The sequence below is a fragment of the Rhizobium sp. M1 genome (assembly GCF_002531805.1).
Taxonomy (GTDB): domain Bacteria; phylum Pseudomonadota; class Alphaproteobacteria; order Rhizobiales; family Rhizobiaceae; genus Rhizobium; species Rhizobium etli_C.
In genome coordinates this window covers 348,766-361,274 of the sequence record NZ_NWSW01000001.1, presented here as the reverse complement: position 1 = coordinate 361,274, position 12,509 = coordinate 348,766, and the positions used below count along the sequence as shown (strand labels likewise).

6 protein-coding genes are annotated in these 12,509 nt (G+C 62.7%); 4 read left to right on the top strand and 2 right to left on the bottom strand.

The window, feature by feature from the left end; translation table 11 throughout:
• Positions 1 to 85 precede the first annotated feature (85 nt).
• The 4 genes from htpX (at position 86) to purH (ending at position 6,000) form a co-directional block, all read left to right on the top strand.
• Positions 86 to 1,042, top strand: a complete 957-nt coding sequence (gene htpX / locus CO655_RS01730) for a zinc metalloprotease HtpX (RefSeq protein WP_097663589.1) — start codon at positions 86 to 88, stop codon at positions 1,040 to 1,042.
• On the top strand, positions 1,033 to 2,433 hold the full coding sequence (locus CO655_RS01725) for an RsmB/NOP family class I SAM-dependent RNA methyltransferase (protein ID WP_097663588.1): 1,401 nt from the start codon (positions 1,033 to 1,035) through the stop codon (positions 2,431 to 2,433). The genes htpX and CO655_RS01725 overlap by 10 nt, the downstream gene beginning before the upstream one ends.
• Positions 2,434 to 2,638: 205 nt before the next feature.
• Positions 2,639 to 4,312 carry a heparinase II/III family protein gene (locus tag CO655_RS01720; protein ID WP_097663587.1) on the top strand — a complete coding sequence of 558 codons (1,674 nt, stop codon included), beginning with the start codon at positions 2,639 to 2,641 and terminating at the stop codon, positions 4,310 to 4,312.
• Positions 4,313 to 4,383: 71 nt separating this feature from the next.
• A complete protein-coding gene (gene purH, locus CO655_RS01715) occupies positions 4,384 to 6,000 on the top strand; it encodes a bifunctional phosphoribosylaminoimidazolecarboxamide formyltransferase/IMP cyclohydrolase (RefSeq protein ID WP_010031776.1) in 1,617 nt (538 codons plus the stop codon).
• Between the two features lie 140 nt (positions 6,001 to 6,140).
• Here the strand turns inward: purH and CO655_RS01710 are convergent, their stop codons facing one another.
• Together CO655_RS01710 and CO655_RS01705 are read right to left on the bottom strand one after the other, a co-directional pair.
• On the bottom strand, positions 6,141 to 7,529 hold the full coding sequence (locus tag CO655_RS01710) for an MFS transporter (RefSeq protein WP_097663586.1): 1,389 nt from the start codon (positions 7,527 to 7,529) through the stop codon (positions 6,141 to 6,143).
• Between the two features lie 24 nt (positions 7,530 to 7,553).
• The gene (locus tag CO655_RS01705; RefSeq protein WP_097663585.1) at positions 7,554 to 12,329 is read right to left on the bottom strand and encodes an NAD-glutamate dehydrogenase; all 4,776 of its coding nucleotides are present in this window, start codon (positions 12,327 to 12,329) and stop codon (positions 7,554 to 7,556) included.
• Positions 12,330 to 12,509 lie beyond the last annotated feature (180 nt).

Genomic DNA, 12,509 nt, shown 5'->3' with positions numbered 1-12,509 from the left:
AAATGGCTGGTGAATAACCAAATCATAATGCGCCGGCGCCGGGATTAAAAGCTTGCGGCGCCGAAATCGGAGTTGGAGATTCGCAATGAACCTCGTTCGCACTGCCATGTTGCTTGCCTTCATGACGGCGCTCTTCATGTTTGTCGGCTTCCTGATCGGCGGTCGGGCCGGCATGATGATCGCATTCCTCATTGCCGCCGGCATGAACTTCTTCTCCTACTGGAATTCTGATCGCATGGTGCTTTCGGCCTATCGCGCCCAGCAGGTCGACGAGCGCAATGCGCCGGAATTTTTCGCGATCATCCGTGATCTCGCCCGCAATGCCGGCCTGCCGATGCCGAAGGTCTATCTCTACGATAGCCCGCAGCCGAATGCCTTCGCCACCGGCCGCAATCCCGAAAATGCCGCCGTCGCCGCCTCGACGGGCCTGCTCCAGGCACTGTCTCCTGAGGAAGTCGCCGGCGTGATGGCGCATGAGCTTGCCCATATTCAGAACCGCGACACGCTGACGATGACGATCACGGCAACGCTTGCCGGGGCGATCTCGATGCTTGGCAATTTTGCCTTCTTCTTCGGCGGCAATCGCGACAACAACAACAATCCGCTCGGTTTCGTCGGCGTCCTCGTGGCGATGATCGTGGCGCCGCTCGCCGCCATGCTGGTTCAGATGGCGATCAGCCGCACGCGCGAATATTCGGCCGACCGCCGCGGCGCCGAAATCTGCGGCAATCCGCTCTGGCTCGCGTCGGCGCTCGGCAAGATCGCCCGCGGTGCCGCCCATGTGCCGAACGAGGATGCCGAGCGCAATCCGGCGACGGCGCACATGTTCATCATCAATCCGCTGTCCGGCGAGCGCATGGACAATCTGTTTTCTACGCATCCAGACACGGAAAACCGCATCGCCGCGCTGCAGGAGATGGCGCAAAGCGGCATGAATGTCTCGACGGGACCGGTTCGTGCTGTTAATCCGACGCGCAAATCGCGCTCTGTTCCGAATACGGGTCGCGGTGGTTCGCAACCGCCAAGAGGTCCGTGGTCTTGAATTCAGACGGCACGAGAAAGCCATTCCGTAAACAGAAACCTTCCACCGACCGGCCGGCCGGCCGATCGGTGCCGGCCAAGCCCGGCCTGCAGGCCCGGGCCGCGGCGGCAAAAATTCTCGCCGCCGTCGTCGACCGCAAGCTGCCGCTCGACGGCGCTCTCGATCATGAACATGGCAATCCTGCCTATAAGGCGCTCGGTGAAAGCGACCGGGCGCTTGTGCGCGCCATTCTGAACACGACGCTGCGTCATCTGCCGCGCATCGATGCGGCGATCGCCTCGCTGCTGGAATCGCCGCTGCCGGAGGGCGCGCGGGCGCTGCATCACGTTCTGGCAATCGGCGCGGCACAGATTCTCTATCTCGACGTGCCCGATCATTCGGCCGTCGATCTTGCCGTCGAACAGGCCAATCAGGATCCGCGCAATCGCCGTTTCGCCAAGCTGGTCAACGCCGTTCTGCGTCGGCTCGGCCGCGAAAAGGACGAGGTGCTGGCGGAGATCGGCAAGGTCGCGCCGATGCCGTCCTGGTTCCTTGCACGGCTGGAAAAGGCCTATGGCCGCGACACGGCGCTGGCGATCTCGCAATCGCAGCTCGAACCGGCGGCGATCGATCTGACCGTCAAATCCGACGCCGAAGGCTGGGCAAAGAAGTTGAACGGCGTTGCGCTGCCGACAGGCGGCGTGCGGCTTGCCGCCTTCGACGGCGGCATTCCGTCGCTCGAGGGCTTCGATGAGGGCGCCTGGTGGGTTCAGGATGCGGCGGCAAGCATTCCGGCCAGGCTTTTCGGCGATCTCTCGGGAAAACGTGCCGCCGATCTTTGTGCCGCGCCGGGCGGCAAGACGGCGCAGCTCATCCTTGCCGGCGGCGCGGTCACCGCACTCGATCAGTCGGAAAGCCGGCTAAGACGGCTGCGCTCGAATCTCGATCGGCTCGGCCTGACGGCGGAAACGGTCGCGGCAGATCTGACGACATTCAAGCCGCCAGAAGGCTTCGATGCGATCCTGCTCGACGCCCCCTGCTCTTCCACCGGCACGACGCGCCGGCACCCCGATGTGCTGTGGACCAAGGGGCCGGAGGATATCGCCAGGCTGGCGGCGTTGCAGGAGCGGCTGCTGCGTCATGCGCTGACCTTGCTGACGCCCGGCGGCATGCTGGTGTTTTCAAATTGCTCGCTCGATCCCGCCGAGGGCGAGGAGGTTGTCGCCCGTGTTCTTTCCGATACCGGCGCGATCGAGCGCGTTCCGATCAGCGCGGGCGACTGGCCCGGCCTTGAGGCGGCGATCACGCCGCTCGGCGAATTCCGCACGCTTCCGACCATGCTGAAAATGCCTGAGGGCATCGCCTCCGGCCTCGACGGCTTTTACGCGGCCGTGCTGCGGCGAGCGGGCTGACCAACCTCAAAGGTCGGAGCAAAGCATGCGGGGATTTGAAATCCTCGCATCATCGCCACAGTGCGTTGTGAACCGTCGAATGATCTCAACTGAAATGCAGTAATTTGCGTATATTCGAACTTTGTCACGAATTAATTCATTGCGGGCGATGAAATCGGCCGCTTTTCACCTATTCTTAACCACGAGGGTCAATAGACAATAGAATATGCAGTCCGGTCGGCGTTTTGCGAGCATGTATGTTCGGGAAGCTTGGCGGCGCGCCTTGCGCCGCGTCGCGCTGCTGCGCCTGAAGCTCTTTCGCCATTCGATCAAAGTGCCCGAGCGCCTGATCGTCGCGCCGACCGATCTGCGCGGCATCGATCCGCATGTGGCCGACGAAATTCTCAACGGACGGTTTCTCCTGGCCGGGCGGATGTTGGAGACGAACGGCAAATCGCCGTTTACCTTCACCCTGCCCTCGCGCCCCTTCGCGACCCGCCTTCACAGCTTCGGCTGGCTGCGGCACATGCGGGCGCACAAGACTGAACGCAACTCGGCCGCCGCCCGCGCCATCGTCGACAGCTGGCTTTCCGTTCATGCCGGCCGCATGGAAGGAATTGCCTGGGAGACCGACGTCACTGCCCAGCGCGTCATCGCCTGGCTGTCGCATTCGCCGGTCGTGCTGCAGAATGCCGACCGCGGTTTCTATCGCCGGTTCATGAAGTCGCTGGCGTTTCAGGTCAGGTTCCTGCATCGCATGGCGCCCTATACGCTCGGCGGTCTGGAGCTGTTTCGCCTGCGCATTGCGCTCGCCATGGCCTCCGTCGCCATGCCGACCCGCGCCTCCACGCTCAAACGGGCGGCCCAGGCGCTCGACCGCGAATTCGATAGCCAGATTCTGCCGGATGGCGGCCATGTCTCGCGCAATCCGCGCGCCGGGCTGGAACTGCTGCTCGATCTGCTGCCGCTGCGCCAGACCTATGTCAATCTCGGCCATGATCTGCCGCAGAAGCTGATCTCCGGCATCGACCGCATGTATCCGGCCTTGCGGTTCTTTCGCCATCAGGACGGGGATCTGGCGCTTTTCAACGGCGCGACGTCGACGCTCGCCAATGAACTGATGTCGGTGCTCAGATATGACGAGACCGCCGGTCAGCCGTTCAAGGCTTTGCCGCAGTCGCGCTATCAACGGCTTGCCGGGGGCAAGACAATCATCATCGCCGATACCGGCACGCCGCCTTCGGGAGGCGCGTTGCGCAGTGTGCATGCCGGCACCCTCTCCTTCGAGATGTCGTCCGGCCGCCATCGCTTCATCGTCAATTCCGGCTCGCCGAAATTTGCCGGGCACCGCTATGTCCAGATGGCGCGCACCACCGCGGCGCATTCGACCGTCATCCTCAACGACACGTCGTCCAGCCGCTTTTCGCTCTCGCCCTTCCTCAACCACGCGATTACCGAACCGGTCAGGACCGTCACCGTCGAGCGTGCCGAAACGGAGGATGGACGCGACGGCATCAAGCTCAGCCATGACGGTTATGTGCGAGCCTTCGGTGTGCTGCACGAGCGTGAAATCACGCTCAATGCGGCGGGCACGATCGCGACCGGCCGCGACCGGCTTGTCGTCCATGAAGGATATGAGATTGACGAGCCGGTGAAGGCTGTCGCCCGTTTTCACGTCCATCCTTCGATCGTCCTGCAGCAGAGTGACGGGGAGTCGGTGCTGCTGACGGCGCCGGACGGCGAAAGCTGGCTGTTTTCCGCTCCCGGCAATGAAGTGCTGATTTCCGAGGATATTTTCTTTGCCGACAGCTCCGGCATTTGCGGCTCGGACCAGATCGAGATCGACTTCGATCTTGCCGAGAAGACGGAAATCCGCTGGTTTTTATCCCGCAAGGGATAGCGCCTGTTTGCGCGGCGGCGAAGCTGTGCTAACGCGGCGCAAGCAGAACCGAAGCCGAACGGAGAAAGTTCATGGCCGTCATTTCCAAGAAGATCCCCGCCCCGGACCAGGTCGAAATCAAGACCGCGCTCCTCTCCGTCTTCGACAAGACCGGCGTCGTCGAGCTCGCCCAGGCCTTGTCTGAAAGAGGCGTGCGCCTGCTGTCGACCGGCGGCACCTACAAGGCGATTGCTGCGGCCGGTCTCGCCGTCACCGATGTTTCCGACATCACTGGTTTTCCGGAAATCATGGATGGACGCGTCAAGACGCTGCACCCGACAGTGCATGGCGGCCTGCTGGCGATCCGTGATGACAGCGAGCACCAGGAAGCGATGAAGAAGCATGGCATCGAGGCCATCGATCTCGCTGTCATCAACCTCTATCCCTTCGAAGAGGTGCGCGCGGCCGGCGGCGATTATCCGACGACGGTCGAGAACATCGATATTGGCGGCCCGGCGATGATCCGGGCATCGGCCAAGAACCACGCCTATGTGACCATTCTGACCGATCCCAACGATTATGCCGAGTTCAAGGAGCAGCTTTCGGCCGATGCCGGCAAGACGGCCTATGCCTTCCGCCAGCGCATGGCGGCCAAGGCCTATGCCCGCACCGCGGCTTATGACGCTGCGATTTCCAACTGGTTTGCCGAGGCGCTGTCGATCGACACGCCGCGCCACCGCGTCATCGGCGGCGTGCTGAAGGAAGAGATGCGCTACGGCGAAAACCCGCACCAGAAGGCGGCCTTCTATGTGACCGGCGAGAAGCGTCCGGGTGTTTCGACGGCTGTCCTTCTGCAGGGCAAACAGCTCTCCTATAACAACATCAACGATACCGACGCCGCCTACGAGCTCGTCGCCGAGTTTCTGCCGGAAAAGGCGCCGGCCTGCGCCATCATCAAGCACGCCAATCCCTGCGGCGTCGCCACCGGTTCGAGCCTGGTCGAAGCCTATCAGCGGGCGCTTGCCTGCGATTCCGTTTCCGCCTTCGGCGGCATCATCGCGCTCAACCAGATATTGGACGCCGAAACGGCCGAAGAGATCGTCAAGCTCTTCACCGAGGTGATCATCGCTCCCGATGTCACCGAAGAGGCGAAGGCGATCGTCGCCCGCAAGCCGAACCTGAGGCTGCTGTCGGCCGGCGGCCTGCCCGATCCGCGCGTTGCAGGGCTGACGGCGAAGACCGTCTCCGGCGGCCTGCTGGTCCAGAGCCGCGACAACGGCATGGTCGAGGATCTGGAGCTGAAGGTCGTCACCAAGCGGGCGCCGACGGCGCAGGAGCTCGAGGACATGAAGTTCGCCTTCAAGGTCGGTAAACATGTCAAATCGAATGCCGTGGTCTACGCCAAGGACGGCCAGACGGCCGGGATCGGCGCCGGCCAGATGAGCCGGGTCGATTCGGCCCGCATCGCGGCGCTGAAGGCCGAAGAGGCCGCCAAGGCGCTCGGCCTTGCGGTTCCGATGACAAAGGGTTCGGCGGTTGCCTCCGAAGCCTTTCTGCCGTTTGCCGACGGTCTTCTGTCGATGATCGCCGCAGGCGCGACGGCGGTGATCCAGCCGGGCGGCTCGATGCGTGATCAGGAGGTCATCGATGCCGCCAACGAACACGGCGTCGCGATGGTCTTCACCGGCATGCGTCACTTCCGGCACTAGAACAGGATGATTTTAGGCCGGGTCGGCCTAAAATCTGAATCCTGTTCTAAATTAAAGAGTTAGAGCATGATGTCGCTCGAAAACCGCTCACACTTTTCGGCATCATGCTCTGAAGAAGTGCCGGAAATGACCGGGCATTCCTATGCCCGGTCGGCCGGATAGGGCGTGCGGATCAAGAGCAGCAGGCCGCCGGCAAGAAACAGGATCAGCGTCGCCATTCCGAGCCGCGGTGATCCGCTGATATAGGTCATCAGCGAGAAGAGCAGCGTCGCCATGAAGCTCGTGGCGCGCCCTGAAAGCGCGTAGATGCCGAAGTAGCGGCCGGCTTCCTCCAGGCTGACGCTGCGGGCGAGATAGGAGCGCGACGAGGCCTGCACCGGCCCGAAGGCGAACCCGATCAAGAGGCCATAGAGGATATAGGCCTTTTCCGCCGCGGTGCCGAAGAGGCCGCCGGAATCGGCCGACGGCAGCGGCGTCAGGCCAAACAGGGTATAGCCCGGCCCGGTCGAGATGATGCCGATGGTGGCGAGAAGCAGCATGGTGAGGCTGATGACGACGGTTACCTTCGAACCGACGCCCTTGTCGATTCGGCCGGCGATCAGGCAGCCGAAAATGGCGACGACGTTGAGGATGATGCCGTAGAGGCCGATCTCGATCGTCGCCCATCCGAACATGCCGGCGGCGAAAACGCCGCCGAGGATCAGCAGGCCGTTGACGCCGTCCTGATAGATCATGCGGGCAATCAGGAATTTCAGGATGCCGCGCCGCTCTTTGAGTTCGCCGAGCGTGTTTCTCAACTCCCGCAGGCCGGCGCGAATGGCAGCGCCGAAGGGCAGGCCTCTGCCGACATCGGGCGTGAAGAAGAACATCGGCAGGATGAAGATCAGGTACCAGATGGCCGAGATCGGCCCGGTGATGCGCGCATCCTGGCCGGTCTTGGGATCAAGGCCGAAAAGCGGGTCGAGGCCGAGAACGGTCTTGCCGCTTTCCGGACTTGCCGCCAGAAGCGTGACGACGGCAATCAGCACGATCATGCCGCCGAGATAACCAAGCCCCCAGGCGGTGTTGGAAAGCTTGCCGACCTCGTGCTTGGCGACCAGGCGCGGCATCATCGAATCGTTGAAGACGATCGAAAACTCGGCTGAAATCGAGGCGAGGATCATGAAGATCACGGGATAGAGGACAGGCGAACCCGGGGCGGCGAACCACAGGCCGAACAGGCTCGCGATCTTGATGATCGCGAAGAAGCCGATCCAGGGTTTGCGTGCGCCCGACTGGTCGGCGATTGAGCCGAGAACCGGCGAGAGCAGGGCGATGATCACCGAGGAGATCGTCGCCATGTTGCTCCACGTCGTCTGAGCCGACACCGGGTCATCGGTCAGGCGCGAAACGAAATAAGGCCCGAAGATGAAGGTGGTGACCACGGTGAAGAAGGGCTGCGCCGCCCAATCGAAGAACATCCATCCCCAGATGCCCTTCTCCGTGGCTTTCGGCGGCTGCGTCCCTGTCCAGTCTATGCGATTCAACATCCGCTCCTGTTTTGGCGGACTGTCTCACCTCGCCCGGTCGCGCGCAAGATCGGTCAGGATACCTGCAGCAACGGTAATACGCGCGAGATTGGGGTCGCCGCTGTCGCTGAGGCTCGAAAGCTCCTCGACAATGCGGTTGATGCGGACGCGATCCTGGGCATGCCAGGCCTGGACAGGCAGCTTCTCCTTGCCGTGGTCGGAAAGGGCCGAGATGACGATGTCGCGCCGGGCGCTGGCGATCTGGTCGATGCTGCGGGCAAGGGCCAGGTTTTCGTAGTGGTCTGAGGTGAGGATGCGTCCACCCGCCGCCAGCAGCCGCGCGATCCGGAAGGTCTGCGACACCGCGAAATAGTTCTCGGCGGCGCGCACCAGGGGTTCGCCGGTGCGTTCGGCGATCTGCATGATCTCCGGCACCAGCGCGAAGCTCTGGAGATTGGCGATCTCGGCTGCGAGTTTCTCCGGCACGCCGGCTTGAACATAGTCCGCCTGGCGCGCGGCGGCATCGACGGCGGACTGTTCGGCGAAGGCAGGCTTTAGCTTTTTGAGAGCTGCCTGCAGCCGGCTAATCACTTCCGCCATATCGATCTTGCCCATGCCGGTCTTCAGAAGCAGGCGCGCCAGCACGGTGAAGCTGTGGCTGATCTCCTCGTAGATACGGTTTTGCACCTCGCCGGAAACCTTGCCGTCGAGCGCATCCGTCTCAGCCCAGAGCCGGGTGAGGTCGAAACCGTCGCGGGCGACGATCGCGGCGCGCACCACTTCCGGCGCCGAAGCCGCCGTCGCGTCCATCATGGCGACGGTGAAGCTCGGCCCGCCGCGGTTGATCGCTTCGTTGGCAAGCACGGTCGCGACGATTTCACGCCGCAGGCGGTGGCTGGCAATGTCGCCGGCGTTCGACTTCTGCATTTTGACGGGGAAATAATTCGACAGCGTCGCGGCAAAATAGGGGTCGTCGGGCAGATCGCTTGCGGCGAGCGCATCGAAGAGCACGATCTTGGCATAGGACACCAGCACGCCGATCTCCGGCCGCGTCAGCGGCTTGCCGGCCGTATAACGTTCGGCGAGGGTCTGGTCGTCGGGCAAGGTTTCGACCTTGCGGTTCAGCTGACCGGCGCCCTCGAGCACGCTCATGAAGCGGCCGAGCTCCAGGCCGTTGGCCGTGCCCTTGCGCTCGGTCAGCGAGATCGCCAGCGACTGCAGGTAGTTGTTGCGCAGCACCAGGGCCGCCACTTCGCCGGTCATCGACGAAAGCAGCTGGTCGCGTTTTGCCCGCGTCAGCCGCCCGTCATGCATGGCGGCCGCCAGCGCGATCTTGATATTGACCTCGACGTCCGAGGTGTTGACGCCGGCCGAGTTGTCGATGGCGTCGGAATTGCAGCGCCCGCCGGTAAGACCGTAGGCGATACGGCCCTTCTGGGTGACGCCGAGGTTTGCACCCTCGCCGATCACCTTGGCGCGCACCTCCGCCGCGGTGATGCGGATCGGGTCGTTGGCACGGTCGCCGACCTCGGTATCGGTTTCGGACGGCGCTTTGACATAGGTGCCGATGCCGCCGAACCAGAGCAGGTCGACCGGGCTCTTCAGGATCGCCGTCATGATCTCAAACGGCGTGGCCACGGCTTTGTCGATGCCGATCGCAGCGACCGCTTCCGGCGTCAGCGTCACCGATTTCGCCGCGCGGGAAATGATCATCGCTCCCTTGGAAAGCACGCTTCTGTCGAAATCCTGCCAGCTCGAGCGCGGCAGGTCGAAGAGCCGCTGGCGTTCTGCCAGCGTCTTTTCCATGTCGGGATCGGGATCGATGATGATGTCGCGGTGGTCGAAGGCGGCGACGAGCCGGATCTTCGGCGAGAGCAGCATGCCGTTGCCGAAGACGTCGCCCGACATGTCGCCGACGCCGGCGACGGTGAAGGGAGTCGTCTGGATGTCGATGTCCATTTCGCGGAAATGGCGTTTGACGGTTTCCCAGGCGCCGCGGGCGGTGATGCCCATCTTCTTGTGGTCGTAACCGGCCGAGCCGCCGGAGGCGAAGGCGTCGTCCAGCCAGAAGCCGGCTTCCTGCGCCAGCGCATTGGCGGTGTCGGAAAAGGTTGCCGTGCCCTTGTCGGCGGCGACGACGAAATAGGGGTCGTCGCCGTCGAGCCTCACCGTATCCTTCGGCGGCACGATCTCGGCACCGGAGATATTGTCGGTGATCGAAAGCAGCGTGCGGATATAGGTCTTGTAGGCCTCGCGGCCGGCATTGAAGATCTCGTCGCGGCTGCCGCCGGCGGGAAGCTTTTTCGGATAGAAGCCGCCCTTGGCGCCGACCGGCACGATGACGGCGTTCTTGACCTGCTGCGCCTTGACGAGACCCAGCACCTCGGTGCGGTAATCCTCGGCGCGGTCCGACCAGCGCAGGCCGCCGCGCGCCACCTTGCCGAAGCGCAGATGCACACCTTCGACCTCGACGCCGTAGACGAACATCTCGCGGAAGGGTTTCGGCTGCGGCAGCCCGTCGACCAGGTTCGGATCGAGCTTGAAGGCGAGCATCGATTTCGGCGAACCATCAGGGTTTTTCTGGAAGTAATTGGTGCGCAGCGTCGCATCGACGATGTTGACGTAGCGGCGCAGGATGCGGTCGTCGTCGAGGCTCGGCACCTCGGCAAGCTCGGCCTCGATCGCCTGGTGCAGCTCGGCAAGCTTCTTCGCCCGGGCCTTCTCCGGCAGCTTGGGATCGAGCGTGTCGTGGAACAGCCGGAAAATGGCGGCAGCGACATCAGGATATTTGTCGAGCGTCGTTGCGATATAGTCCTGCGAATAGGCGATGCCGGCCTGGCGGAGGTAGCGGGAATAGGCGCGCAGCACATTCGTCTCGCGGGCCGAGAGCCCCGCTGAAAGGATCAGCCGGTTGAAGCTGTCATTGTCGATCGTGCCGGCGAAGGCGGCGACGAAGGCTTCCTCGAGGGCGGCGCCATAACGCTGCAGGTCGATGTCGCGGTCGTTGCGGGTCTCGAGCTCCATGTCATGCAGCACGACGAGTTCGGTTTGGCCGTCGGCGACCGGCACCCCGATATCGAAGGTGCGTTCGCTGACGACATTGAAGCCGAGGTTCTCGAGAAGCGGCACGCGCCGTGACAGCGCCAGCTGGCCGCCGGCGTGGAAGATCTTCAGCGAAAGGATGCGGCCCTGTTCTTCCTGACGATGATAGAACTGGATGCGGAGCGGCTCGCCAGCGGCGCAGGCGCCGATATCGGCGAGGTCCGCCACGGTTTCCTCCGGGGTGAAGGAATCCTGGAAGGCCTGGTCGACCGATAGTTTCGGCGCCTTCGGCCCGGCCAGCACTTCGAAGCGGTCGTCCCAGCGGGCGGTGATTTCGCGGATCGTCTGCTCGAGCTTGGCTTGCGGAATGCGCGGCGTCTTGCCGCCGGAGCGGCCGATGATGAAATGCACGCGCGCTACGCCGCCTTCGGGGAAAGCCGGGTAATAGGCGGAGACACGCCCGTCATAGACCGTCTTCAGATAGGTGCCGATTCGCTCGCGAACGATGGAATCGTATTCCTCGCGGGGGACATAGACGATCACGGAGACAAAGCGGTCGAAGTGGTCGATGCGCGGCAGGACGCGCACGCGCGGCCGGTCGGCCAGGTCGTTGATCTGCTCGGCAAAGCTTGCAAGCAATGTTGTGTCGATCTGGAAAAGATCGTCGCGCGGATAGGATTCCAGCGTGTTATCCAGCATGCGGCCGGAATGGCTCATCGGGTCGAAGCCGAAATGCTCCTTCACCTTTTCGATCTTGGAACGCAGCAGCGGGATTTCCGAGGCGAGCGAGGTATAGGCGGTCGAGGTGAAGAGGCCGACGATGCGCAGTTCGCCGGTGACATTGCCCTCGGCGTCGAAACGTTTGACGCCGACATAATCCATATAAGCGCGGCGATGGACGATCGATTTCACGTTCGCCTTGGTGACGATCAGGAAGTCGGGGCCGTCGAGGAAGGCGAGGATCTCGGGCGTCGTGGTCACGGCATCCTTGCCGGTACGCAGCACGAGAACATCGGGATTGGAGAGGATGCCGAGGCCCGTTCCCTTGTCGCGCTCGACCTTGGCGTCGGCACCCTTGCCGGAATAAACATATTCGCGCATGCCGAGAAAGGTGAAATTCTCGTCGCGCAGCCAGGTGAGGAACGCCACCGCCTCGGCGTGTTCGGCCTTCCTGCGGCCGGCACCATTGGCCGAAAGCTCGGCGATCACCCCGTCGAGCTTGGAGAGCATCGGCTCCCAGTCCGAGACGGACAGACGGACATGTTCGAGCACGGTCTGGATGCGATTGACGAGATCGGCAGCCTGGCTGGAATTCAACGGGGCGATATGAAGCTGGATGTGGCTGACGCGCGCCGCGGGATCACTCGGCTGGTCGGCGGAATAGAGCGTAGGCGCCTTGCCCTTCTCCATGATGAGGATGGGATGCACGGCCATGAAGAGATCGCGGTGGGTGCTCGTCACTTCACCCATCACCGATTCATAGAGGAAAGGCATATTCCGGTCGGTGACCGAAAGCACCGAGACGGCAATGCCGTCAGGCGCCACACCGCCGATGGTGTCGATACTGACGCGCGGGGTCTTGCTGTTCCAGGCGGCAAGTTCTTTCGCCGAATGCACGGCAGAAAGCGCCAGCATTTCAGGCGTGTAGCGTTCGAGATCGTCATTGCTTGCCCGGCCGAAGAGAATTTCCGGATCGAGATGGGCCTCGCCCCTCTCCTTGGCGATCTTTCGCGCGCCTTCAATCTGTTTTTCTCGTTTCGGATTGTTTCTGGCAGCCATGGATCGCCTCCCGCAATGGACTGATTTTCTGCAAGCTAGCAGAAGATTCTTCGAAAAAATCTCTAAAATAGGGGCCAGCGGGATGGTTTTGATGCTTTTTTGACGTCGGAAATGGGAAATTGTCGGAGATTTTTCCGATTTCGTAGCCAAAACAAACGTGGACGGCCCTCTTTTTGTTTT